This is a genomic window from Actinomadura livida, assembly GCF_014648675.1.
Taxonomy (GTDB): Bacteria; Actinomycetota; Actinomycetes; order Streptosporangiales; family Streptosporangiaceae; genus Spirillospora; species Spirillospora livida.
This window is the reverse complement of sequence record NZ_BMRO01000005.1, coordinates 515,116-539,566: the sequence shown is the minus strand read 5'-3', so window position 1 is coordinate 539,566 and position 24,451 is coordinate 515,116. Positions and strand designations below refer to the sequence as shown.

At 71.6% G+C, this 24,451-nt stretch carries 22 protein-coding genes; 15 read left to right on the top strand and 7 right to left on the bottom strand.

Annotated elements, in window-relative coordinates; genetic code table 11:
- Positions 1-242: DUF397 domain-containing protein (locus IEZ03_RS15270; RefSeq protein WP_308427973.1), on the top strand; the 242-nt coding region annotated here is incomplete at its 5' end.
- Between the two features lie 408 nt (positions 243-650).
- On the opposite strand, the gene IEZ03_RS15265 is transcribed toward IEZ03_RS15270, so the two are convergent.
- The 3 genes from IEZ03_RS15265 to IEZ03_RS15255 all read right to left on the bottom strand — a co-directional run bounded on the left by IEZ03_RS15265 (position 651) and on the right by IEZ03_RS15255 (position 3,284).
- Entirely contained in the window at positions 651-1,571 is a 921-nt protein-coding gene (locus IEZ03_RS15265; protein ID WP_184879164.1) for a hypothetical protein, read from the bottom strand.
- Positions 1,572-1,726: 155 nt separating this feature from the next.
- Positions 1,727-2,806, bottom strand: coding sequence for a beta propeller repeat protein (locus IEZ03_RS15260; protein WP_184879162.1), 1,080 nt, complete (start codon positions 2,804-2,806; stop codon positions 1,727-1,729).
- Positions 2,807-2,903: 97 nt separating this feature from the next.
- Complete coding sequence (locus IEZ03_RS15255) at positions 2,904-3,284, bottom strand: GNAT family N-acetyltransferase (protein ID WP_221480517.1); 381 nt, start codon at positions 3,282-3,284, stop codon at positions 2,904-2,906.
- A 70-nt stretch (positions 3,285-3,354) separates the two neighbouring features.
- On the opposite strand from IEZ03_RS15255, the gene IEZ03_RS15250 reads away from it, so the two are divergent.
- The gene (locus IEZ03_RS15250) at positions 3,355-4,242 is read left to right on the top strand and encodes an amidohydrolase family protein (RefSeq protein ID WP_184879158.1); all 888 of its coding nucleotides are present in this window, start codon (positions 3,355-3,357) and stop codon (positions 4,240-4,242) included.
- A 13-nt stretch (positions 4,243-4,255) separates the two neighbouring features.
- On the opposite strand, the gene IEZ03_RS15245 is transcribed toward IEZ03_RS15250, so the two are convergent.
- Positions 4,256-5,644 carry a glucose-6-phosphate dehydrogenase gene (locus IEZ03_RS15245; RefSeq protein ID WP_229808295.1) on the bottom strand — a complete coding sequence of 463 codons (1,389 nt, stop codon included), beginning with the start codon at positions 5,642-5,644 and terminating at the stop codon, positions 4,256-4,258.
- Positions 5,641-6,480, bottom strand: coding sequence for an SMP-30/gluconolactonase/LRE family protein (locus IEZ03_RS15240; protein ID WP_184879155.1), 840 nt, complete (start codon positions 6,478-6,480; stop codon positions 5,641-5,643). Before IEZ03_RS15240 ends, IEZ03_RS15245 begins: the two co-directional genes overlap by 4 nt.
- Before the next feature lie 511 nt (positions 6,481-6,991).
- Between IEZ03_RS15240 and IEZ03_RS15235 the strand changes: the two genes are divergently transcribed.
- The 11 genes from IEZ03_RS15235 to IEZ03_RS15185 all read left to right on the top strand — a co-directional run bounded on the left by IEZ03_RS15235 (position 6,992) and on the right by IEZ03_RS15185 (position 16,351).
- Positions 6,992-7,498 (top strand): Na+/H+ antiporter subunit E, encoded by a 507-nt coding sequence (locus IEZ03_RS15235; protein ID WP_184879152.1) that lies wholly within the window; start codon positions 6,992-6,994, stop codon positions 7,496-7,498.
- Positions 7,498-7,779: an MrpF/PhaF family protein gene (locus tag IEZ03_RS15230; protein WP_184890266.1), complete on the top strand. Its 282-nt coding sequence runs from the start codon at positions 7,498-7,500 to the stop codon at positions 7,777-7,779. The genes IEZ03_RS15235 and IEZ03_RS15230 overlap by 1 nt, the downstream gene beginning before the upstream one ends.
- A complete protein-coding gene (mnhG, locus tag IEZ03_RS15225; protein WP_132051651.1) occupies positions 7,776-8,102 on the top strand; it encodes a monovalent cation/H(+) antiporter subunit G in 327 nt (108 codons plus the stop codon). Before IEZ03_RS15230 ends, mnhG begins: the two co-directional genes overlap by 4 nt.
- Entirely contained in the window at positions 8,102-9,238 is a 1,137-nt protein-coding gene (locus IEZ03_RS15220; protein WP_184879150.1) for a DUF4040 domain-containing protein, read from the top strand. The genes mnhG and IEZ03_RS15220 overlap by 1 nt, the downstream gene beginning before the upstream one ends.
- A complete protein-coding gene (locus IEZ03_RS15215) occupies positions 9,235-9,657 on the top strand; it encodes a cation:proton antiporter subunit C (protein WP_184879148.1) in 423 nt (140 codons plus the stop codon). The genes IEZ03_RS15220 and IEZ03_RS15215 overlap by 4 nt, the downstream gene beginning before the upstream one ends.
- Positions 9,654-11,129 carry a monovalent cation/H+ antiporter subunit D family protein gene (locus IEZ03_RS15210; RefSeq protein ID WP_184879146.1) on the top strand — a complete coding sequence of 492 codons (1,476 nt, stop codon included), beginning with the start codon at positions 9,654-9,656 and terminating at the stop codon, positions 11,127-11,129. Before IEZ03_RS15215 ends, IEZ03_RS15210 begins: the two co-directional genes overlap by 4 nt.
- Positions 11,126-12,616, top strand: a complete 1,491-nt coding sequence (locus IEZ03_RS15205; RefSeq protein WP_184879144.1) for a proton-conducting transporter transmembrane domain-containing protein — start codon at positions 11,126-11,128, stop codon at positions 12,614-12,616. The genes IEZ03_RS15210 and IEZ03_RS15205 overlap by 4 nt, the downstream gene beginning before the upstream one ends.
- Complete coding sequence (locus IEZ03_RS15200; protein ID WP_184879129.1) at positions 12,613-12,888, top strand: hypothetical protein; 276 nt, start codon at positions 12,613-12,615, stop codon at positions 12,886-12,888. The genes IEZ03_RS15205 and IEZ03_RS15200 overlap by 4 nt, the downstream gene beginning before the upstream one ends.
- A complete protein-coding gene (locus tag IEZ03_RS15195) occupies positions 12,878-14,545 on the top strand; it encodes a Na(+)/H(+) antiporter subunit D (RefSeq protein ID WP_184879126.1) in 1,668 nt (555 codons plus the stop codon). Before IEZ03_RS15200 ends, IEZ03_RS15195 begins: the two co-directional genes overlap by 11 nt.
- A gap of 124 nt (positions 14,546-14,669) precedes the next feature.
- Entirely contained in the window at positions 14,670-15,605 is a 936-nt protein-coding gene (locus IEZ03_RS15190; protein ID WP_184879122.1) for an ATP-binding cassette domain-containing protein, read from the top strand.
- Positions 15,602-16,351, top strand: coding sequence for an ABC transporter permease (locus IEZ03_RS15185; protein ID WP_184879119.1), 750 nt, complete (start codon positions 15,602-15,604; stop codon positions 16,349-16,351). The genes IEZ03_RS15190 and IEZ03_RS15185 overlap by 4 nt, the downstream gene beginning before the upstream one ends.
- On the opposite strand, the gene IEZ03_RS15180 is transcribed toward IEZ03_RS15185, so the two are convergent.
- Entirely contained in the window at positions 16,335-19,379 is a 3,045-nt protein-coding gene (locus IEZ03_RS15180; protein WP_229808294.1) for an ATP-binding protein, read from the bottom strand. The two genes, IEZ03_RS15185 and IEZ03_RS15180, sit on opposite strands and share 17 nt — an antisense overlap.
- 465 nt (positions 19,380-19,844) lie before the next feature.
- On the opposite strand from IEZ03_RS15180, the gene IEZ03_RS15175 reads away from it, so the two are divergent.
- Positions 19,845-20,885, top strand: a complete 1,041-nt coding sequence (locus IEZ03_RS15175) for a zinc-dependent alcohol dehydrogenase family protein (RefSeq protein ID WP_184879113.1) — start codon at positions 19,845-19,847, stop codon at positions 20,883-20,885.
- 76 nt (positions 20,886-20,961) lie between these two features.
- Here IEZ03_RS15175 and IEZ03_RS15170 read toward each other — a convergent pair whose 3' ends face one another.
- Complete coding sequence (locus tag IEZ03_RS15170) at positions 20,962-23,358, bottom strand: glycoside hydrolase family 65 protein (RefSeq protein WP_184879109.1); 2,397 nt, start codon at positions 23,356-23,358, stop codon at positions 20,962-20,964.
- Positions 23,359-23,557: 199 nt separating this feature from the next.
- Between IEZ03_RS15170 and IEZ03_RS15165 the strand changes: the two genes are divergently transcribed.
- Positions 23,558-24,445 carry a universal stress protein gene (locus tag IEZ03_RS15165; RefSeq protein ID WP_184879106.1) on the top strand — a complete coding sequence of 296 codons (888 nt, stop codon included), beginning with the start codon at positions 23,558-23,560 and terminating at the stop codon, positions 24,443-24,445.
- The last annotated feature ends 6 nt before the right edge of the window (positions 24,446-24,451 follow it).

Genomic DNA, 24,451 nt, shown 5'->3' with positions numbered 1-24,451 from the left:
CCCGACAACTCGACCACCTCACCGAAATGGCCGAGAGATCGACCTCGATTCACCATCGGTGGATCGAGGCTAAGTGGCGCAAGAGCACCTACACGACGTCCAACGGCGGTAACTGCGTCGAGCTGGCGGACGCGGCCGGGGTGGTGGCGGTGCGGGACAGCAAGGACCCGGGCGGTCCCGTCCTCCTGGTGACTCGCGCGGCGCTGCGGGCGGCCGTTCGGGCGGTCGCAGAGGTGCACTGACCGTCCGGCAAGGAACCCGCCTCGGCGACGCCTCGCCTCGTCATGTTGCGGTGGGTCGTCCCGCCCCCTCTGCTCGGACGACCCACCGCAAACACCATCTCCCAAGCCGCCCGCGGCCTGCGCTTACTCTCCCCGTGTACCTCCGTTACTCAGAGCACAGGGGGATGGGCGCGCTTGCAGGGCGCAGCGTTCGCGATCAGCAGGTCGGCCGGCTCGTGAGCCGCCGGGATCACTGAGCGCGAACGTGGACCGGGTGAGGTAGAACCCAAACTCTTCCACGTCCTGCCTCACCTTCACGCCTCAACACTCGCGATCCCGTTCTGGGACGGGATCGAGCCCCCCACGCGGACGCCCGCAGCCGTTCGGGGACACCGCGTGAGCTTGGCGGTATCTCTTCCCATGGCCGGGTCAGAAGGAGCCGCCGAAGCCGCCGGTGTATCCGCCGCCGCCGTAGTCGCCGCCGGCTCCGTAGTCGCTGCCGTAGGTGCTGGAGGGGCCGTGGGTGCCGGTCGGGCCGCTGCCGTGACCGGTGTCCGGAGGGGTGGGAAGCTGCTCGATTCGCTCGCCCGTCAGTTCCTCCCAGGTCCTCGCCTCGGCTTCGTCTTCGTAGTCTTCGTGGTACGGGTTCTCGTCGCCTTGCCGTTCCCGCATGGCCTCCGACGTGTTGAGCGACCAGAACACGGCGGTGTACGGGCGTTCGTCGCGTTCCCTGGCTATCTCGGCCTGGATCTCGCGGGCGGTGACGTTCGCCAGCAGCGGCGGCGCGGGCGGGTCGTCGTCAAGGGCCGGCACCCAAATCTCGATGTCGCGCTGCCCGTCGGGTTTCTCCAGCACGCAGTACGCCCAGACCGCGTCTTCGGGGCCGCCCAGGGTGGCGATCCGCTCCTCGCGCTCGCGGAGCTCCTGCCTGACCAACGCCTCCGTCTCCCGTTGCGCCGCCAGGTGCTTCGCCTGGACGCGCTCCACCAAGCCCGTAGTCTGTTCGTCGTACGCCTCGTACGCCTGGGCCAGTTCGCCGTAGAGCCGGTCGTGGACGGCCTCGTACTCGCTGCGCATCCGTGCGCGGCTAGCCTTGGGCCGGATCTTCCACAGGATCCGGCGCCACATCGGGGTCAGCGCGGGTTTCAGCCGGACGGCGGCCCGGTGGTCCTGGCGATTCACCTCCATGACCCGCTCGACCAGCGTGCCTGTGGCGTCGAGCCAGCGCTCCACGTCGGCGGCCGGAGCCCGCAGTTGCAACGGGGCGATGGGCGAGTGGAACCGCCAGTGGAGGTCATCGTCTACCGCGACGTACCTCTGCCTGCCGAGGAATTCGTCGACCGATTCCATCGGCTTGTACGAGTACCAGCGGTGGTATCCCGCAATGACGCTTGGTCTCGGCAGCGAGTTCGTGCGTAGGTAACCGACTTCCCGGGTTCGGGGCTCTGGCATGGCTCACCTGCCGCGAGGAGAGGGGTCTTTCGTTATACCTCGCGGGTGCGCCGTCAGCGGTTGTTGATGACGAGGGGCACGTTCGGGGTCTTGCCGACGACCCAGAGTTCCGGGCTGCCCGGGACGCCGGTTGCGCCGGTGATCCGGCCGTCGTCGGGCTTGGGCACGGTGACCTGCGTCCAGGACGAGCCGTCCAGGCGGTAGAGCTGGCGCAAGTACCCCGCCAGCACCCACATGGTTCCGTCACCGGTCCTGAACATGGCCTCGTCGCCCGGGGGCGGGGCCATCTCCTGCCAGGTCTGGCCGTCCCAGCGGAACATGACCTGCTCGGACGTCAGACCGCCCGTGTTGTGGAGGCCGACCGCCCACACCTCGTCGGCGGACGCGGCGAGAACGCGCGTGAAGCGGTAGCCGCTGTCGAAGTCCGGGACCTTGCTCCACGTCTGGCCGTCCCACTTCAGCAGGCCCCAGGTGGCCGCCGCCCAGGCGTTGTCGTCCGACACCACGGAGATGTCGGTGACGGCGACGCAGCAGGCGTTGGGCGGGCGGCCGGTCTCCTGGAGGGTCCACTGGCCGTCCTGCCAGCGGTAGAGGTCGTTGCCGCAGCCGAACCAGGCGCCGGTGGAGTCGGCGGCGGGGGTGCGCGGCGCGCACCACTCGTCGGGCCCCTGCACCTGCTGCCAGCGCGTCCCGTCCCAGTGCGCGAGGTAGGGGGCGCTCTGCTGCGTGTGCGGGCGGAGCGTCCCGGTCACCCAGACGTCGGACGGGGTCCTCGCCTTGACGTCCTGCAGCACCGCGTCGCCGCCGCCACCGGGCGGGTCGTAGGTCCGCCAGGACGAGCCGGTCCAGCGGACCACCGCGGGCTTCGGCGGCAGGACGTGGATCGTGCCGGCCCCCCAGAAGGGCACGGACCAGTCGATCCCCTGGTAGCCCTGGTAGCCGACGGCCCACACGTCGTTCGCGCCGGTGGCGGACACCGCCTCCAGCCCGCTCCGCGGCCACAGCCATGGCGTGGACGCCGCCTGGAGCGGAGCCGGTTCCGCTGCCGAGGCGGCGGTCGACGGTCCGGCGACGAGGCCCGCGCCGAGCAGACCTGCGGCGGCGATCCGGAGGAGGAGGAGGGACGACTTCATGCCGGGACTCCCGGGGGTAGGCGGTCACGGTCTACGGCCATTCAATCAAGCCAGTGTTAGCTGGCACAATAGCCGGGGCCATGCCGCGTTCGCCGGGTCAGAGCTCCCGGTAGTGGACGGTCACCGGCACCGGGGTGCAGCCGAGGCTCTCGTAGAGGGCCCTGGCGGGGCCGTGGAAGGCGTCGTCTCCGCCGGTGCCGATCTCGACCACCTCGGCCCCGAGGGCCCGCATCTGCGTGAAGGCGTGCTCGCACAGGGCCCTGCCCACGTGGTTCCGGCGCTGGGCGGCCGAGACGGCGAGGTGCGACACGACGCCGTTCCTGCGAGCGGGGTCGACGGTCCACGCCACGTAACCCGCGATGCCGTCCTCGGCCTCGGCGACCGCGACGTACGCGTGGCGTTCGGGTGCGTGGAGTTCGGCGACCTGCCTGCGGTACTCGTCGCGCCAGTCGCCGTGCTGGTTGGCGAAGACTGGCACAAAAGGCCGGCCGATGAAGGGCCCTGCTCATCTGCTTTCGTCGGCGGGGGAAGCGCTCCAGGATGGTGGCATGACGACGCGCTACGAACCCGCCATCGACGTCGACGCGATCGTCGCCCTCGACGTGCACACGCACGTGGAGAGCGACGGGCACGGCCACTACGCGCTGGACGGAGAGCTGCTCGACGCCTCGGCGAAGTACTTCCGCTCCGACGACAACCGCACCCCGACCGTCACCGACCTCGCGGAGTACTACCGGGCGCGCGGCATGGCCGCGGTGGTCTTCACGGTCGACGCGACGACCGGGCTCGGGCATCCCGGGCTGTCCAGCGAGGAGATCGCACGCGAGGCGGTGCGGCACCGCGACGTCCTCATCCCGTTCGGCTCGGTCGACCCGCACGCCCCGGACGCCGTCGAGCGGGCCAGGCGGCTCGTCAGCGAGTACGGCGTGCGCGGCTTCAAGTTCCACCCCAGCCTGCAGCGGTTCACGCCGAACGACACCGCGTTCTACCCGCTCTACGAGGCCCTGGAGGAGCTCGGCGTGATCGGGCTGTTCCATACGGGGCAGACCGGGATCGGCGGCGGGCTGCCGGGCGGGCGGGGGATCAAGCTGCGGCACTCCGACCCGATGCTCCTGGACGACGTCGCCGCCGACTTCCCCGGGCTGCGGATGATCATGGCGCATCCCTCGGTGCCGTGGGTGGACGCGGCGATCTCGATCGCCACCCACAAGGCGAACGTGTACATCGACCTGTCGGGCTGGTCGCCGAAGTACTTCCCGCCGCAGCTCGTCCGGCAGGCGAACACGCTGCTGAAGCACAAGGTGCTGTTCGGCTCCGACTATCCGGTGATCAGCCCGGACCGGTGGATCGCCGCGTTCGACAAGCTGGAGATCAAGGACGAGGTCCGTCCGCTGATCATGAAGGAGAACGCGATCGGGCTCCTCGGCCTGCGCTGAGCCGTGGACCCGGTCAGGTCGCCAGGGGCTCCCAGGCGTCCGGGCCCTTGCTTCCGGCCGGGTACTCGTCGAGGGGGACGCGGCCGGCGCGCCAGGCGTCCAGCACCGGCTCGACGATGCGCCACGACTCGACGGACATGTCGCCGCGCACCGACAGGGGCTTCTCGTCCCGCAGGACGCCTCGCAGCACCTCGCCGTACTCCAGCAGGTCGCCGGGGTCGAAACCGGCGTCGAGTGAAACGTGCTCGATGTGGAACGGGTCGCCGGGGCCGTTGACGTTGAGGTCCAGCGCGAGGCGCCGGCAACCGATGCCGATGCGCAGCCGGTTGTCGACGGCCGTGCCGGTGAGACCCGCCGGGACGTGCGGGGGGTGCTTGAACGTGACGCGGACCTCCTGCCGCGGCGACCCGATCGCCTTCCCCGACCGGACGCGGAACGGCACGCCCGCCCACCGCCAGGTGTCGACGGCGAACACGACCTCCGCGAGTGTCTCGGTCTCGCGGGACGGGTCGATGCCCGGTTCGTCCGCGTAGCCGGGGAGGGGGCGGCCGTCGACCTCGCCGGCGGTGTAGCGGGCGCGGCGGCTGAACCGCGCGGGGTCGTCGTCCCAGATATGGGTGGCGCGCAGTACCTGCGCCTTGGCGTCCCGCACGTCGAGTGGCTCCAGGGTGCTCGGCGGGGCCATCGCCACGAACGACAGCACCTGCAGCAGATGGCTCTGGACCATGTCGCGCAGGGCGCCCGTCGAGTCGTAGAAGCCGGCGCGGCCTTCGAGGCCGAGCGTCTCGTCGAACACGATGTCGATCGCCGCGACGTGCTCGGCGGTCAGCAGCGGCTCGATCACCCGGTTGGCGAACCGGACGCCGAGGATGTTCAGCACGGTCGACATGCCGAGGAAGTGGTCGACGCGGTGGACGTGGTCCTCGGGGACGAAACCGTGCAGGACCTCGTTCAGCTCGGCCGCCTCGCCCGAGCCGGTGCCGAAGGGCTTCTCCAGGACCAGGCGCGTCCCGTCCGGGACGCCGATCCCGGCCAGCACCCGGCAGGACTCGGCGATCACCGCCGGAGGCAGCGCGAAGTACAGGGTCAGGCGGCCGCGGCTGGTCTCCATCAGGCGGCGGAGATCGTCCTCGTCGGTGGCGTCCCCGGGAATGTAGCGGGCGTTGTCGATGACCGTGTCGACGGCTGGGCCGCGGGCGTCGCCGTCTGCGAACGCGTCCGCTACGTGGGAGCGCCACTCGGCGTCGGTCCATTCGCCGCGGTCGCTGCCAATGAGGTGGAGGTCGATCAGGGAGGATGCCGCGACCAGCCCGCCTAAGCCCGGGAGGAGCAGGCGGCGTGCCAGGTCGCCTCGCGCTCCGAGGATGACGAGCGTCTGTTCGTCGCCACCTGTGCCGCTCACCCCGCGAACTCCCTTGCCGGTACGCCCCGCACGCCTGGGGTGCAGGCGAACAGCGCGCCCGCCTCCGGCTCGGCGCCGGGGTCAAGGTTCTCCCGGGACGTGGTGATGAACAGCCGGTCGAGTCCGGGGCCGCCGAACGTGCACGCCGTCGCCTTGGAGACGGGCACGTCCACGACCTGGTCGAGGCCGCCGTCGGGTGCGTAGCGGCGCACGGAGCCGCCGTTGTAGAGGGCCACCCAGACGCCGCCCTCCTCGTCCACGGTCAGGCCGTCGGGGCCGGGCAGGGCGGCGGCGAAGGGGCGGCGGCCGGTCAGGCCGCGCTCGCGGTCGTAGTCGAAGACGTCGATCCGCTCGGTGGCGGTGTCGACGTAGTAGGCGCGGGCGCCGTCCGGGCTCCATTCGAGGCCGTTGGAGATCGTCACGCCGTCCAGGACGACCGCCGTGGAGCCGTCCGGGTCGAGCCGGTACACCGATGCCGCGCCCTCCCGCTGGTCGTAGGCCATGGAGCCGCAGTAGAACCGGCCGTCCGGGTCGCAGCCGCCCTCGTTCATGCGCACCCGGTCGTGGTTCCAGAGCGGGGGCATGGAGGTGATGGCCCCGTCCGCGTCCTCCAGGGCGAAGCCGCGCTCGACGGCGAGCACCGCGCCGCCCCGGCGCCTGGGGCGGATCGCGGCGACGACGGTGCCGACGTTGCGGCGGGCGACCGTCCCGTCCGAGGCGAGGGAAAGGACGTCCCCCGCCAGCATGTCCAGCCACCTGAGGCCGCCCCACGCGTCGGACCACACCGGCCCCTCACCGTGGTAGGCGACCGGGTCGGTGATCTGCTCGGCCTTCATCGCCGGCTGCTCCTTCGGATGTCGGCCCGCGCAGTCGGCCGGATCGGCTCCGTGCGGGTGTCAGAACCTGCGGGTGTCAGAACCATCGCCCCACGCCGAATACCCTGCCAGGGACGGACCTCACCTCGGGAGTTCCCGAAGGGCCGGTGACCGCTGTGACCGGCCCGGGGGTGAGGTACTGATCACGTGATGCGCCTGTGGCCATCTGCTGTGATTGCCGTTAGTGTCGTGAACGGTGTGCCGGGAAGTCTGGTCGGCGAGTCCCGACCCCAACGTCTCCCGGAGCGCATCGATGACGCACCCGAGCACGGCCTTCGTGGCCCGCCCGCGGGCGGGCGGGCACCTCAGGGCGATCCCGCCCCCTCCCTCCTTGCGGCTTTTCCGGTGAGCACGCGCGCCGGCGGCACGGGCCGACCCGGCCCGCACGGCGCCTGATCGACTGGTCGTATCCCGGCAGTCCCCCTTACCCGGAGATCGTCCCCGTCCAGCCCGGCGATCGGCTTGGAGAACGATGTCAGCAAGGAATCCGCTACTTTCGCGGCACCGCGGGACCGCACTCGCCCTGCCGCCGCTGCTCGCGGCGTTCTGGCTGGTGATGTCCGGGCACTACACGTGGCTGCTGCTCACGCTCGGCGCGGCGTCCGTCTGCCTCGTCGTCTGGGTGATCTGGCGGATGCAGGTCGTCGATGACGAGAGCCTCCCGCTGCGGGTCCTCCCGCGCCTGCCGGGCTACCTGCTGTGGCTGATCGGGCAGATCATGCTGTCGGCCGTGACGGTGCTGCGGCTGGTGTGGTCGCCGCGGCGGAAGATCCGTCCCGGCGTCGGAACGGTGCCCGCCGCCGGGATGTCGGACCTGTCGAAGGTCATCTACGCGAACTCGATCACGCTGACGCCCGGCACCCTCTCCGTGTCCTTCCGCAACGGGGACATCGAGGTGCACGCCCTCCGCGCGGAGGGCGTCGCCGAGGTGGCCGACAGCGCGATGCCGCGCCGGGTCGAGGGGCTGGAGAAGCGGTGATGCTCGCCGCGGCCGTCATCGCCCTCCTCGTCGCGATGGCCCTCACCCTCGTCCGGGCCTTCGTGGGCCCAAGGCTCTACAACCGCCTTCTGGCGATCAACGTGTTCGGGACGAAGACCGTCCTGTTCATCTCGGTCGTCGGCGTCCTCTCGGGGCGGCCGTACATCTTCGACATCGCGCTGCTGTACGCGCTGGTCAACTTCGTCTCCACGATCGCCGTGCTGCGGCTGACCCACCTCGACGAGCTGCTGCCCTCGTCCGACGAGGGGACCGCCCGGTGAGCCTCTCCCTGCTGATCGACATCGCGAGCGGCGCGCTGCTGCTGGCCGGCTGCCTGCTCGTCGTCTCCGGAGCGGTCGGCCTGCTGCGCCTCCCGGACTTCTACACCCGCACGCACGCCGGCAGCCTCACCGACGCCGCCGGCGCGACGCTGCTGCTCCTCGGGCTGCTGCTGCAGGCGGACGGCTGGCAGAGCGGGGTGCGGCTCGTACTGATCATGCTGTTCCTGCTGGTGACGAGCCCGACCGCCGCGCACGCGCTCGCCCAGGCGGCACGCCGCGACGGCGAGCGCCTGCCGGCCGGGGACGACGAGGGGCGGCGCTGATGTCCCTCCTCGTGCTGATGGACGTCTCGCTGTTCACCCTCCTCCTGGCGACGGCCCTCGCGATCACGCGGCTGCGGGCGCTGTACGAGGCGACGATGCTGACCGCGCTGGCCGGGCTGCTGTCGGCGAGCCTCTTCGTGGTGCTGGACGCGCTGGACGTGGCCATCACCGAGGCGGCCGTCGGAACGGGGATCAGCACGGTCCTGTTCATCGCCGCGCTGCGGCTCACCCGGTCGCGCGAGGCCGTCACCCCCCGGCGCAGGCTCTGGTCGGGCGGCGCGGTGGCCGTCCTGCTCGGCGCGACACTGCTGTACGCGGCGCAGGACCTGCCGCCGTTCGCCGAGCCGGACACGCCCGTGCAGACCAATCCCGTCACGCAGACCTATCTGCACGAATCGCAGGAGGACATCGGCGTTCCGAACACGGTCGCGGCCGTGCTGGCCAGCTACCGCGGCTATGACACGCTGGGCGAACTGGTCGTGATCTTCACCGCCGGGGTCACGGTGCCCCTCCTGCTGCTGCGGACGCGGCGCCGCGCGGAGCGCGACGAAGCACACGCCGGCGAAGAGGGCGCGGAAGGCGGCACGGAGCCCGGCACAGAACACGGCACAGAACACGGCAGGGAGCACAGCGCGGAACACGGCGCGGAACACGGCGCGGAACACGGCACCGAAAAGGGCGCGGAGCACCGGAGTGCGCGGGCGGTCGTCATGAGCGAGTACCGCGTGCTCCGTGTCGCCAGCAAAGTGCTGATGCCGTTCATCCTCCTTTTCGCCTGCTACGTCCTCTTCCACGGGGACTACGGGCCGGGCGGCGGGTTCCAGGCCGGGGTCATCTTCGCGGCGGGGTTCGTCCTGTACAGCCTGGTCTTCGGGATCGGTGAGGTCGAACGCGTCCTGCCGTGGCCGGTGATGCTGGGGCTCGTCCCGGTCGGCGTCCTGCTCTACGCCGGCCTCGGCGTCGCCAACATGGCGCTGGGCGGCGCGTTCCTCGACTACGACACGCTCGTCCCCGGGCATCCGGAGGAAGGCCAGCACTACGGGATCCTGATCATCGAGACCGGGGTGGGGATCACGGTGGCGGCCGTGCTGATCGCGGTGTACTACAGCTTCGCCAACCGCGGGGCGCGCCGATGACCGGGGGCCACTACATCTTCTGGTTCGTGTTCGTCCTGATGGTCATCGGCCTGTACGCGGTGATCAGCCACGGCAACCTGGTGAAGAAGCTGATCGGGCTGAACCTGTTCCAGATCGGCGTCTTCATGTTCTACATCGCCCTCGGCAAGGTCGAGGACGGCCGGGCGCCGATCGTCGAGGAGGGCGTCGAGGTCTACTCGCACCCGCTGCCGCACGTCCTGATCCTCACCGCGATCGTCGTCGGCGTGGCCACCACGTCACTGGGGCTCGCGCTGGCGATCCGGATCTACGAGGCGTACGGGACGATCGAGGAGGACGAGGTCATCGAGCGGGACAAGGCGGCGGAGCAAGACGGCACTGCGGAGCTGAACGGCACTGCTGAGCGAGACGGCGTCCGCGGCGGCGAGGCGGGCCCGTGACGGCACATCTCCCCGCGCTCCAGGTCGTCATCCCCCTGCTGGCCGCCCCCCTGTGCGTGCTGCTGCGGTCCCGCACGATCGCCTGGCTGCTGTTCCTGGCCGCCGCCGTGGCGGCCCTGGTCTGCGCGTCCGTGCTGGCCTGGCAGGTCGCGGACGGCGAGGTGATCCACTACGCGATGGGCGGGTGGGAGCCGCCCGCCGGCATCGAGTACGTGATCGACCGGGCCAACGTCCCGGTGCTGATCCTGGTGGCGGCCATCGGCGTCGCCGCCGCGGTCTACTGCCGGGCGAGCATCGCGGCGGAGATCGAGGCGTCCCGGATCCCGCTGTTCTACGCCTGCCTGTGCCTGAACCTCACCGGGCTGCTCGGCATCACGGCCACCGGCGACGCGTTCAACGCCTTCGTCTTCCTTGAGATCACCTCGCTGTCCTCGTACGCGCTGGTCGCGATGGGGCGGCGCAGGCGCGCCCTGCTGGCCGCGTTCCAGTACCTGATCGTCGGGACGATCGGCGCGACGTTCGTGCTGATCGGCATCGGGCTCGCCTACGCCGTCACCGGCACGCTCAACATGGCCGACCTCGCGCAGCGGCTCCCGGACATCTACGGCAACCGCGCCCTGGGCGCCGCCGTGATCTTCGTGTTCGTGGGGCTCGCCATCAAGATGGCCCTGTTCCCGCTGCACGGGTGGCTGCCCGGCGCCTACGCCGAGTCGCCGTCCGCGGTCTCGGTGTTCCTGTCGGCGACCAACACCAAGGTCGCGATCTACCTGCTGCTGCGCTTCGCGTTCGGCGTCTTCGGGGCGGCGCTGGTCTTCGGCCGGATGCCGATCACCGAGGTGGGGCTGGTGCTGGCCTGCCTGGCGATGCTCGTCGCGTCGGCCGTGGCCTGCTTCCAGTCGGACTTCAAGTACCTGCTGGCCTGGTCGAGCATCGCCCAGGTCGGGTACATCGTCGCCGGGTTCAGCCTCGCGACGTCCGACGGCGTCACCGCCGCTTACCTGCACGTCATCAACCACGCGGTCATCAAGGGCGCGCTGTTCGCCGCGGCGGGCATCGTCGTGCTCCGGCTCGGCGCGGCGCGGCTGTCGGACATGGCGGGGATGGGCCGGACGATGCCGTGGACGTTCGCCGCGATCGTCCTGGCCGGGCTCGGGCTCGTCGGGGTGCCGCCGACCGCCGGGTTCGTCAGCAAGTGGGTGCTCGCGGAGGCGCTCATCGCGGACGGGCGCTGGGCGGTGCTCGCGGTGCTGCTGGTCAGCTCGCTGCTGTCGCTCGTGTACGTCGGGCGGGTCATCGAGGCCGGGTGGTTCCGCCGGCACTCCGAATCGGTGGCGGTGGAGCGGCCGCCGCTGACGATGTCGGCCGCGATGTGGGCGCTCGTGCTGGTGTCGCTGGTGTTCGGGCTCGTGCCCGAGTGGCCGCTGAGCCTCGCCGAAGGCGCCTCGTCCGTCCTGGTGGGGGTGGCGAAGTGAGCGCCCCGGCCGCGTTCGAGGCCGCGGGCTGGCTCTCCCCCGGCGCCGCGCTCGCCCTGCCGGTCACGATCGCGGTTCCGCTGCTCGGCGGCCTGGCGGTGGTCGCCCTCCGGCGCCGTCCCAACCTGCGGGAGGCGGCGTCGCTGGTCGCGGGCGTGGCGACGGCGGCGCTGATGCTCTCGCTGTGGCCGGTCGCGAACGACGGGCTGACGCTCCGGCTGTGGGACTGGCTGCCGGGCATCTCGCTGGTGTTCGAGCTGGAGCCGCTCGGCCTGCTGTTCGCGACCGTCGCCGGGCTGCTGTGGCCGGTCACGACGCTGTACGCGATCGGCTACATGCGCGGCAACCTGCAGCGCCAGCAGACCCGCTTCTACTTCTTCTTCGCCCTCGCCATCGCGGCTTCGCTGTGGATCGCCTTCTCCGGGAACCTGGCGACGCTGTTCATCGGCTACGAGGTGCTGACGCTGTCGACCTGGCCGCTGGTCGCGCATTCGGGCAACGAGCAGGCCAAACGGGGCGGACGCATCTACCTCGGCCTCCTGCTGACCACGTCGATCGGGCTGCTGCTGCCCGCCATCGTCTGGACGGCCGTCCTCGCCGGGACGACGGACTTCGCGCCCGGGGGCATCCTCGCGGGCACGGCCGGGACGGCCACGCTGACCCTGCTGTTCGCGCTCTACCTGTTCGGCATCGGGAAGGCCGCGCTGTTCCCCTTCCACCGCTGGCTGCCCGGAGCGATGGTGGCGCCGACGCCGGTGTCGGCCCTGCTGCACGCGGTCGCGGTGGTCAAGGCGGGCGTCTTCACGGTGCTCAAGGTCGCGATCTACGTGTTCGGCCTCGACACCCTCGACGTCACCGGGGCCGCCGAGCCGATGATGTGGGTCGCGGCGGTCACGCTGATCGGCGCGGGGCTCGTCGCGGTCACCCGGGACAACCTCAAGGAGCGGCTGGCGTACTCGACCGTGAGCCAGCTCGCCTACATCGTCCTCGCCGCCACGCTGGCCAACGACATCGCGGCGGCCGGGGGCGCGCTGCACATCGCGAACCACGCCGCGGCCAAGATCACCCTGTTCTTCTGCGCGGGGGCCGTCTACACCGCGACGAACCTGACCCAGGTGAGCCAGCTGGACGGGCTCGGCCGCGCGATGCCCTGGACGTTCGGGGCCTTCCTCGTCGCGTCCGTCTCCATCCTCGGGCTGCCGCCGCTGGGCGGCACGTGGAGCAAGTGGCTGCTGCTGCTCGGCGCGGCCGACGCCGGGCAGACCGCCATGCTCGCGGTCCTGCTGGCGGGGACGCTGCTGTCGCTGGCCTACCTGGTGCCGATCCCGGTGCGGGCGTTCTTCCGGCCGCCCGCCGAGAGCGGTCATCGGGAGGCCGCCTGGACGCTGGTGGTGCCGCTCGTCCTCACCGCCCTGGCCTGCTTGGCCCTGTTCATCGGGGCCGACGCGGTCATCGCCCCGCTCAACGAGGTCCTGGAGTCACCATGAAAGACGACCCCGTGAACGATGATCGTCGTTGGCTGGACGAACCGCGCAACGTGGACCGCGTCGTCCGCGGCCTCTACGTCCTGTGCGCGCTGGTGTTCCTCGCCGACCTGCTCTACACCAAGGATCCGCACTTCGGCATCGAGAACACCTTCGGCTTCTACGCCCTGTACGGCTTCCTCGGCAGCGTGACCCTGGTGCTGGTGGCGAAGGAGCTGCGGCGGGTCCTGATGCGTCCCGAGGACTACTACGAGCGGTCCGGCGATGACGATTAACCCGGCGCTGCTGCTCATCGCGGGCGCGCTGCCCATCCCGCTGCTGCGCGGCCGGCTGCGCGCGGTGTGGATGATGCTGCTCGCCCCCGCCGCGCTCGCCGCGCTGTGGACGCTGCCCGAAGGCGTCCACGGGAGCTTCGAGATCCTCGGCCTCCAGCTGGAGACGCTGCGGGTGGACGCCCTCGCGCGGATCTTCGCGACGGCCTTCCTCGCCGCGGCCCTCATCTCCATGGTCTACGCGCTGCACCTGCGGGACGCGTTGCAGCAGACCGTCATCCCCATCTACGCGTCGTCCGCGGTCGGCGGGGCGCTCGCCGGCGACCTGATCACGCTGTTCGTCTTCTGGGAACTGGCCGGGTTGTCGTCGGTGTTCCTGATCTGGGCGCAGCGCACCGAACGGGCCTACCGGGCGGGGATGCGCTACCTCGTCGCGCAGGTCGCCTCGGGACTGCTGATGCTGGGCGGGATCGTCCTGCACGTCAACGCCGGGGGCGGGCTGGAGTTCGGGTTCATCGGCGCGTCCAGTGCGGGCGGGCTGCTGATCCTGCTGGCCGTCGGGATCAAGTGCGCCTTCCCGATCCTGCACGCCTGGCTGACCGACACCTACCCCGAGGCCACGATCGTCGGGACCGTGGCGCTGTCGGCGTTCACGACCAAGTTCGCCGTCTACGTGCTGGCGCGCGGCTTCCCCGGCACCGGGGAGCTGGTCTGGGTCGGCGTGGTCATGGCCTGCTTCCCGATCTTCTACGCGGTGATCGAGAACGACCTGCGCCGCGTCCTCGCCTACAGCATGATCAACCAGCTCGGCTTCATGGTCGCGGCGGTCGGCGTCGGCGGCACCCTGGGCGTCAACGGCGCCGCCGCCCACGCGTTCGCCGACATCCTGTTCAAGGGCCTGCTGTTCATGAGCATGGGCGCCGTCCTCCTGCGCACGGGGACGGCCAAGGGGTCGGAGCTCGGCGGGCTCTACAAGTCGATGCCGCAGACCATGGTGCTGTGCGTCATCGGCGCCGCGTCGATCTCCGCGTTCCCGCTGTTCTCCGGCTTCGCCACCAAGTCGATCATCATGGAGGCCGTCGCCGAGGAGCACCGCACGATCGTCTGGCTGCTCCTGCTGTTCGCCTCGGCCGGCGTCTTCCACCACGCCGGAATCAAGATCCCCTTCTTCTCCTTCTTCGCGCACGACCGGGGACACCGGGTCGCCGAGGCCCCGCTGAACATGCGCGTCGCCATGGGCCTCGCCGCGGCCGGGTCCATCCTCATCGGCGTGGCGCCGAACCTCCTCTACGGCCTGCTCCCGTACGAGATGGACTACTCGGCCTACACGACTTCGCACGTCATCAACCAGGTGCAGCTCCTGCTGCTCGCGTCGATGGCGTTCACCGTCCTCATGCGGACCGGCCTCTACCCGCCAGAACTGCCCTCGGTGAACCTGGACGCCGACGTGATCTACCGCCGCCTCCTACCCCGCCTCTGGCGCACGAGCGTCACCGGCCTGACCCGCCTACGGGACGCGACCGCCCCCCTGCACGCACGGGCCGGCCGCCTCACCTCGTCCAGCACCCGCCCCCTGCAAACGGCGTCCTGGACAACAGACGTGATGGTCCTATGGGTAGCCCTACTCCTAGCCCTCTTCCTCCTAATCTCCCTCCTCTGACCCACACCTACGATCAGTGCTGGGCGCGGGTGTTCCGGGCCGCCGAGTCTTAGTTCCGGCCGTTGAGGGGGCCGTGTCAGGGGCGTGTCAGGCGGGTGACAGGGGCTTCCTGGACGGTAGGGCCATGACTAGTTCGGCAATTTCCGTATCGGGACTGCGCAAGGCGTACGGCGACAAGGTCGTGCTCGACGGGATCGACTTCGAGGTCGCCGCGGGGTCGGTCTTTTCGCTGCTCGGGCCCAATGGGGCCGGTAAGACGACCACGGTCAACGTGTTGACCACGTTGGTCGGGGCGGACGGCGGGACGGTGCTCGTGGGCGGTCATGATGTCGCTCGCGAGGCTAAGGCGGTGCGGGCCGCGATCGGGGTCACCGGGCAGTTCGCGGCGGTGGACGAGCTGCTGACAGGGCAGGAGAACCTGCAGCTGATGGTGGATCTCAGTCGGAGGTCCGCCGGTGGTGGGAAGCTCGCCGCGGAGCTGCTGGAGCGCTTCGATCTGGTGGAGTCGGCGCGGAAGCCGGTGTCCACCTATTCGGGGGGTATGCGGCGGCGGCTGGACCTGGCGATGACGCTGGTCGGGGACCCGCGGATCGTCTTCCTGGACGAGCCGACGACGGGGCTCGACCCGCGCAGCCGCCGGACGATGTGGTCGATCGTCCGGGAGCTGGTGGCCGGCGGGGTGACCGTCTTCCTCACCACGCAGTACCTGGAGGAGGCCGACCAGCTCGCCGACCGGGTCGCGGTCCTCGACCGGGGGCGCCTGGTCGCCCAGGGCACCCCGGACGAGCTCAAGGCCCGGATTCCCGGGACGCACGTCCGGCTCCGGTTCACCGGCGTCTCCGAGCTCGACGCGGCCGCGCGGCTCTTCGACGGCTCCGTCCGGGACGACGACGCATTGACCCTGCGGATTCCCAGTGACGGCGGGACGAAATCGCTCCGGCTGGTACTGGAAAGGCTCGATGCGGCCTCGCTCAGCGCCGAGAAGTTCTCCGTCCACACGCCCGACCTCGACGACGTTTTCCTCGCCCTGACGGGCCACACCACGGAGGCCGCGAAATGAGCGTCCGATCCCACTCGCTGGTGATGCTGCGCCGCGACTTCAAGCACATCGCCCGGAATCCCACCTCGGTGTTCAACGCGATCCTGATGCCGATCGTGCTGATGTTCATGTTCGTGTACATGCTCGGGGACGCCTTCGACGTCGGCGTCGACTACATCGACTACGCGACGCCGGGGCTGATGCTGCTGGCCGTCTGCTACGGGCTGGGCGCCACCGCCACGTCGGTGAACTCCGACATGACGAAGGGCATCATCAACCGGTTCAAGGTCATGGACGTCTCCCGCGCCGCGGTCCTGAACGGCCATGTCGTCGCCAGCGTGCTGACCAATCTCGTCGCCATCGCGGCGCTGCTGGGCGTCGCCTTTCTGCTGGGGTTCAGCCCTTCGGCGAGTCTTCTCGATTGGCTCGGGGTCGTCGGCGTCGTGGTCCTGCTCGGGTTCGCGGCGGGCTGGCTGACGGTCGCGCTGGGATTGGCGGCCAAGACACCGGAGACGGCGGGCATGGCGGCCGTTCCGCTGGTCATGCTGCCGTTCTTCAGCAGCGCGATCGTCCCGGCGGAGAAGATGGGGCCGGGCGTCCGGCAGTTCGCGGAGTACCAGCCCTTCACGCCGATCATCGAGACGCTGCGCGGGCTCCTCAACGGGTCACCGGACACCGGCGACCTCACCGCCGCCGTCGCCTGGTGCGCCGCGCTGGGTCTCGTCGGGTACCTGTGGGCGTCCGCCACGTTCACGAAGCGAGCGTGACCTCGGCCAGCCGGTGCCAGTCCGTCTCCGCGCCCTCCCGGGCCGCCTCGGCGAACGCCGCGTCGCCGAGGCGGTTCCGCGCGGTCTGCTCGATCCGGGCCAGGTCGGGGTGGCACCGGTCCGGCAGGCCGCGCATGCGGGTGCTCGCCGCGAGCAGCCGCGCGGCCTGCTCATGCCGTGCGCTGCGCAGCGCCAGGTCCGCGAGCCCGATGAGGATCTGCGCGATCAGCGGTGCGTGGCCCGCCTCCGCCGCGGCCCGGCAGGCGGCGGCGCGGTGCTCGCGGGACTCGGTGAGGTCCTGGGCGAGGTATCCCATCAGGTCGTGCCGCACCGCGCGGATGCCCGCCCGTTGCGCGTTGTCGCCCAGCACCGTCGTCGCGACGTCCATCTGGCGCCGGGCCTCCGCGGCGTCGCCGCCCCAGCGGGCCAGTTCCGCTTTCGCGAAGGCCAGCTCCGCCAGCGCGTCCGGCCAGGTGACGCGGTCGGCGCATCGTTCCGCCTCGGCGATGGCGGCTCCGGCCCTGTCCTCGTCGCCCAGCAGCCAGTACAGCTGCGCCTGCCGTGCCCGCATCCTGATGACGTCCTCGATGGCACCGATCTCGGTCACGACCGCGACCGCCTGCTCGTAGTACTCGCACGCGGCGGCGAACTCGCCGCGCGTGGCGATGCGGTCGGCCAGTTCGGTGAGGGCGAAGGAGATGCCGAACCGCTCGCCGAGCGCCCGGAACTCCGCCAGCGCCTTCTCCAGGTAGGCGTCGGCGTCCCGTCCGGCGTGGCCGAGCATGATCCGCATCTTGCCGAGGTGCAGCCGGGCCAGGGCGCGCACCCAGGGGTCTTCGCTGTCCAGCAGCGGCTCCCACGCGGGCAGGAACGCGTCCGGCTCCCGCAGCATGCGCTCCAGCGGGACGACCAGTCCCAGCAGCGGATCACGGGACCCGCTGCGGCGAGCGAAGCGGTACGCCTCGTGGATCCACTCCTCCGCCTGGCGTTCGTCTGCCCTGCCGGACGTCACGAACAGCACGACGAGCGCGTACACGGTGGCGCGGACCTCGTCGGCGACCTCGCCCGGCGTCCCGGCCGCCGCGGTGATCAGCTCCATGCCCTCGGTCTTCTTCCCGCCGAGGTACCAGTACCAGCCGGCGCCCGCCGCGAGCCGCATCGCCGCCGCCGCGTCGCCGGCCGCGAGCGCACCGCGCATCGCGGCGCCGATGTTGTCGTGGTCGGCGTCGAGCAGCGCGAGCCACTCCACCTGCTCGGCACGGCGCAGCCGCGGCTCCGCGGTCTCGACCAGTTCGGTGAAGCAGGCGAGATGGGCACGGCGCGCCAGGTCCGTCTCGCCCGCCTCGGCCAGCCGGAGCGCGGCGTACTCCTTGATCGTGCCGAGCATCCGGTAACGCGGTCCCCTGCCGCCTTCGGCGATGAGCAGCGACTTCTCGGTCAGCGCGGTGAGCAGGTCGAGCACCTGCTCCGGCGGCACCCCGTCCCCGGCGCAGACCCGTTCGGCCGCGTCGAGGCTCGCCCCGCCGGAGAACACCGAGAGCCTGCGCAGCACCGCCCGCTCGGGGACGGTGAGCAGCTCCCAGCTCCAGTCGACCATCGCGCGGAGCGTCCGGTGCCGCGGCAGCGCCGTGCGGCTGCCGCCGGTGAGCAGCCGGAACCGGTCGTCGAGCCGGTCGGCGAGCTGCTCCATGGACATCGTGCGGAGCCTGGCGGCGGCCAGTTCGATCGCGAGCGGCATCCCGTCCAGCACCCGGCAGACCCGCGCCATCGTCCGGGCGTCTCCCACGGGCTCCTTGCGGACGGCGCCCGCCCGGTCCCGCAGCAGCCGGACGGCCGGCGCGTCCTCGATCTCCCCTGGAACGGCGCCCTCCGCCGGCAGGCCCAGCGGCTCGACCGGCCACAGCGACTCACCGGCGATGCCGAGCGGCTCCCGGCTCGTCGCCAGGATCCGCAGCCGGCGGCACTCCCCGAGCACCCGGTGCGCGAACACCGCCGCCGCCTCGATCACGTGCTCGCAGTTGTCCAGGACCAGCAGCGCCGCACGCTCGCGCATCGCCTCGACGAACCGGTCCGCCGGTTCCGCGTTCGGGGCCTCGCCGAGCAGGGCGTCGCGGAGGCCGAGCCCGGCGAGCGCCGCCTGCGCGACGTCCCCGTCCGCGCCCACGGCGGCGAGCTCCACCAGCCAGGCGCCGTCCGGCAGGCCGCCGAGCATCGTCCGCGCGGTCTCCGTCGCCAATCGCGTCTTCCCGGCCCCGCCCGGCCCGGTCAGCGTCACGAGCCGGTGCCCGGCGACGAGCTCCGCGACGGCGGCGACATCGGCGTCCCGCCCGATGAAGCCGGTCAGCTCTGCACGGAGGTTGGTGTTCCGCTCCCGCCCCGGCTCGCGCCGCAGCAGCGCGACATGCAGTTCGGACAGCTCCGGCGCGGGGTCGACGCCCAGCGCGTCGGCAAGGGCCTCCCGCGTGCGCTGGAACACCAGCAGCGCCTCGGTGTCGCGCCCGGCCGCCACGAGGGCGCGCATCAGCGCGGCGGCGAGCCGCTCCCGCAGCGGATGCGCGGCCACGAGATCGGTCAGCTCGGTGACCAGCTCCGCCCCGGCCCCGAGGACGACCTCCGCGTCGGCCCGATCCTCGACCGCGCTCAGCCGCAACCCTTCGAGCCGCTCTGCCGCGGCGTCGAACGCGTCACTGCCCTGCAACCCGACGTCCTGCATGGCTGCTCCGCGCCACAGTCCGAGCGCCTCCCGCAGCAGCCGCACCCGCCGGGGACCATCCGCGCCCCGGGCCTCTTCGACCAGCCGCTCGAAACGCACGGCGTCCACGGCATCGGGCTCCACCAGCAGCCGGTAGCCGCCCGCGTCCCCCTCGATGACCCCGTCCGGCAGCGCCTTCCGCAACCGGGAGACCAGCCGCTGCAGGGCGTTCACCGCATCGGCGGGCGGCCGCTCCCCCCAGATCCAGTCGATGAGCGACGCCTTCGGCAGGACCCGCCCCGGCCTGAGCGCGAGCGCGACGACAAGCCCCCGCAACCGCGCCCCCGGCACCCGAACCAGGCCACCGTCCCCAGCCCGAACCTCAAAGGCCCCCAAAACCCCTACCTGCACACACAGAGTTTCCCACGCGTCCACGCACCCCCAGGTCACGCGGGAGTTCTGCGGCCGGGGTCTTCCGGTCCCCGAATGGGCCTTGCCGAGACGGCGGACCGAGCGGCCGGCAGGTCAGCGGTGCTGCTCAGCAGTACTTGGAGGAATTCGGGCGATGACCGGCACGGGTCGGGCCGTCAACCGACCGGCTTGCTCGAGCGTCGCCGGCCCGGGCATCTTCGGGGCCGGCCCGGGCATGGCACCGGTGGGCGCCACGGGCGGCCGGCCGCCTCCCGCCGATGAGAGGGCAGGGCCGGCCGGGCCCGCGCACCGGGACGTTGGGCACTACCCGTGCCGTCCCCCGCAATCCAATGCTGGACATGGCAGCCGAACCCATCAAGGAGGCGCATCATGCGAGCGATGGTGTACCACGGCCCCGGCGAGACGGCGTGGGAAGAGGTGCCCGTACCGCAGGTCGTCGAGGACGGCGACGCGGTGGTCCGGGTCGACGCGGTGACGATCTGCGGGACGGACCTGCACATCCTCAAGGGGGACGTCCCCGCCGTGACCGACGGGCGCGTGCTCGGCCACGAGGCGGTCGGGACGGTCGAGTCGGTCGGCCCGGCGGTGCGGACGGTCAAGCCCGGCGACCGGGTGCTGGTGTCCTGCATCACCGCGTGCGGGACGTGCCGGTTCTGCCGGGAGGGCCGCTACGGGCTGTGCCTGGGCGGCGGCGGCTGGATCCTCGGCCACAAGATCGACGGGACGCAGGCCGAGTACGTGCGGGTGCCGTTCGCCGACACCTCCGTGCACCCGGTTCCCGAGGGGGTGGCGGCGCAGGACGTGCTGATGCTGGCCGACATCCTCCCGACCGGCTACGAGGTGGGCGTCCTCAACGGCGCCGTCCGGCCCGGCGACGTGGTCGCGGTCGTCGGCGCGGGCCCGATCGGGCTGGCGGCGATCATGGGTGCGCGGCTGTTCAGCCCCAGCCGGATCATCGCGATCGACCTGGCCGACAGCCGGCTGGAGGCGGCGAAGCGGTTCGGCGCCGACCGGACCGTCAACAACTCCCGGCAGGACCCGCTCGCCGCCGTCCGCGAACTGACCGGCGGGCTGGGCGCGGACGTGGCGATCGAGGCGGTCGGCGTCCCGGACACCTTCGAGCTGAGCGTGGCGCTGGCCCGGCCGGGCGGCCGCATCGCCAACATCGGCGTGCACGGCGGCCCGGCCGCGCTGCACCTGGAAGAGCAGTGGATCCGCGGCATCACGATCACCACGGGGCTGGTCGACACCTTCTCCACCCCGACGCTGCTCCGCCTGGTCTCCGGCGGGCAACTGGACGCCGGACGGTTCGTCACCCACCACTTCACGCTGGACGAGTTCCCCAAGGCGTACGACGTCTTCGCCGACGCCGCCGACACCGGTGCCTTGAAGGTCGTCCTGACCCGCTGATTCCGCATTGTGGAGCCGCGACCGCCCCTGGCGGCCGCGGCTTCACGCTTGGCGTGTGCCGGTTCCTCCCGGTGGGTCAGCCGTCCGGGATGGGGGTCTCCCAGGAGGCGCCGGGTTGGATCTCGGCCTCCTCGGTTCCGCAGGAGACGCGGATGGGGGAGGCGGCGCCGGGGCGGAGCACCACGCGGACCAGGTCGTGGCGGCAGGTCAGGTCGACGCCCCAGTGCCCCCGGTAGCGGAGCCCGAGCCGGAGTTCGCCGATCGCGGCGGGCAGCCGCGGCTCCAGGCGGAGGATGCCGCCGCGGGTGCTGATCCCGGCGTGGCAGCGCTGGACGAGGTCGACGGTTCCGGCCATCGCGCCCAGGTGGACGCCCTCGCCGGTGGTGCCGTGCTGGACGTCGTTGATGTCGCCGAACAGGGATTCGAGGAAGAGCTTCCAGGCGGTGTCGCCGTCCACGCGGGCCAGGATCCAGGCGTGCACCAGCGAGCTGAGCGTCGATCCGTCGCAGGTGCGCGGCAGGTAGTAGGCGATCGTCCGGGCGGCCAGGGCGGGGCCGTGCTCGTAGCCGAGCGGGCGCAGGACGTCGTCGAGTTCGCCGGGTGACAGCACGTAGAACAGCATCAGCACGTCGGCCTGCTTGGAGACCTTGTACCGGTTGGGGGAGTCGCCCTCGGCCTCCAGGATCCGGTCCAGCCTGCGGATGTCGCCGTAGCGCTCGCGGTAGCCGGTCCAGTCGAACTCCTCCAGGTCGGCGTAGCCGTCGAACTGGCTGATCACGCCGTCGTGGAAGGGGACGTACATCTTGCGGGCGACGTCCTCGAAGCGGGTGATGTCCTGGCGGGTCAGGGTGAGCCGTTCGTGGAGTTCCGCGCGGCGGTCCCGGGGCAGCGCGGCGAACGCGTCCAGTGCCCGGCGCAGCACCCAGGCCGCGAGGACGTTGGTGTAGGCGTTGTTGTCCAGGCCCGGCCGCTCCCGCCCGGGGTAGGCGTCGTGGTACTCGTCCGGCCCCATGACGCCGCGGATCTCGTACCGGTCGGTGGAGCGGTCGTAGGCGGCCAGGTCCGCGAAGAACCGGGCGACCTCCAGCATGATCTCGGTGCCGTGCTCGGCGAGGAACTCGGCGTCCCCGGTCGCCTCGTAGTACCGCCACACGTTGAGGGCGACGGTGAGCCCGACGTGCCGCTGCAGGTGCGTGTGGTCGGGCAGCCACCGCCCGGACCGCGGGTTGAGGTGGACGCGCTGGGTCTCCTCGCGCCCGTCGGCGGCGCTCTGCCACGGGTACATCGCGCCGCGGTGCCCGGCGGCGGCCGCGGCGCGGCGTGCCGCGGGAAGGCGCCGCCACCGGTACATCAGCAGCGCGCGGGCGATCTCGGGGAAGCGCATCGTCAGGAACGGCAGGATGAACAGCTCGTCCCAGAAGACGTGGCCGCGGTACGCCTCGCCGTGCAGGCCGCGGGCTGGGACGCCCACGTCAAGGTCGACGCTGTGCTCGGAGACCGTCTGCATCAGGTGGAAGATGTGCAGGTTGAGGGCGCGCTGCACCTCGACGTCGTCCACGCTGAGCTGGCAGCGCCGCCAGATCCGGGACCATGCCAGCGTGTGGCGCTCCAGAAGGTCGTCGAAGCCGCCGGCGTCGGTTGCGGCGGCCAGCGCCGCCTGGCCGGATTCCTCGACGGCGTGGTCGCGGGAGGTGAAGACCGCGGCGACCTTCTCGACCGTGACCGGCTCTCCTTCGCGGACGTCCAGCGTCAGGTCGTGGCCCGTCCAGGCGTCCTCGCATCGGGTGGTCTGGTCGGCCTCGGCCGATATCCGGGTGCGGGCGGCCACCGCTATCCCGATCTGGGATGAGATCGTCCGGGTGCGCAGCAGGAGCAGCTCCGGGTCGTCCTGCCGGGATGTCTTCTCATGGGTGAGGTGCGCCCCTGGCAGCCGGCGATAGCGCTCCACGCCGGCGTTGGCGACGCGTCCGTCCAGCGCCGAGATGATCTGCGCGGGGCCGCTCCAGTCCTCCGCGACGATGGTCGTCTCCAGCGCGGCCAGGTGCGGGTCGTCCATGGACACGATGCGGCGCTGGGCGATCCGCGACGTCCGTCCCTGCGCGTCGCGCACGCGCAGGAGCCGGGTCAGGACGCCGCGCCGCATGTCCAGCTCCTGCTGGTAGGACAGCAGCCGGTCGTCCGCCTGCGCCCGGTCGAGATCGAGCCACTCGCCGTCGGCGGCGCGAAAGGCCAGTGGCAGCCAGTTCGGCATGGTGACCAGGTCGGTGTTGTCGATGTGCCGCCCGTCGATCTCCGCCGGGAGCCGGTCGTAGCAGCCCGCGATGTACGTCCCCGGGTAGTGGACGGTGCCGGCGGACGCCTCCGGAGCGGCCCCCCGGGTGGCGAAGTAGCCGTTCCCGAGGGTGCACAGGGCCTCCCGTAACCGTTCGGTGCCGGGCTCGTAGTGGTCGTAGGACAGGATCCACCGGTCCATGGCGCCTCCCCGTGCGGTCTCGTCCGAGGTCGGTTGGAGCTAGTCGGTAAGGGCTTCCCCGGCATCGTCACGTTCCCACCGGCCCGCCGCCCGGAGCAGTGCCGGACGGCACGGCGCGGCCGGGACCTTCGGCCCTGCATGACGCCCGTGCCCTGCGGAAACCTGAGGGGGTAACCGCGTTTCGCGGAAAGGGGACCCGATGGTCGCGCTGAGGCGGGCCCAGCGGCCGAACATCCTGCTGGGCTACGACGGAACCGAGGAGAACGAGCCGGCGCTGCGCTGGGCGGTCGAGGAGGCCCGGCTCCGCGGCCTCGACCTGGTGATGTGCTACTGCTGGCGCTGGCCTTATCCGCAGGAGCACGTCGACACCGCCGTCCAGTCCGTCTTCCAGCGGGTGGGCGAGAACATCCTGCGCGAAGGCGCCGGCCGGGCCGCTGAGCTGGGGACGAGCGTGCGGGTGTGCACGGTGCTGCGGCGCGAGCCCGTCTCCGAGACGCTCGTCCACGAGTCCGACGACGCGGAGCTGATCGTGATCGGGTCGCACGAGCGGCACCGGCTGCCCGCCGGGTCGACCGCGGTGCAGCTGCCCGCGCGCACCCGCCGGCCGGTGATCGCCGTCCGCGGCGACGCCGGGCCGCGCGGGTCCGTCGTGGCCGGGGTCGACGGATCGGCGGGCGCGGACGCGGCGCTCGGCTTCGCGATCGAGGAGGCCGCCCTGCGCGACGGCGAGCTGCTCGTGGTCCATGGAGCCTGGGAGCCGGGCGCGGTGCCCGAGGCGGAGCTCTCCCTGTTCACCGACGAGGAACGGCTGTACCGGACGCGGGCCGCCATGCTGGACGAGGCCGTCCACCCCTGGACGCGGCGGTATCCGAACGTCCGCGTGCGGACTTCGGTACAGCTGGAGCGTCCCCGGGAGGCGCTCCTGGACGCCGCTTCGGAGGCCGACCTCCTCGTCCTGGGCGACCGCGGAACCGGGGGTGTGGATCCGCTGCTGCTGGGGGCGACCAGCTCGGCGATGCTGCACCACGCCCCGTGCACGGTCGCGATCGTCCCGGAGCCGGGTTCGGCCGCGCGGAGGGCGGCTTGAGGACGG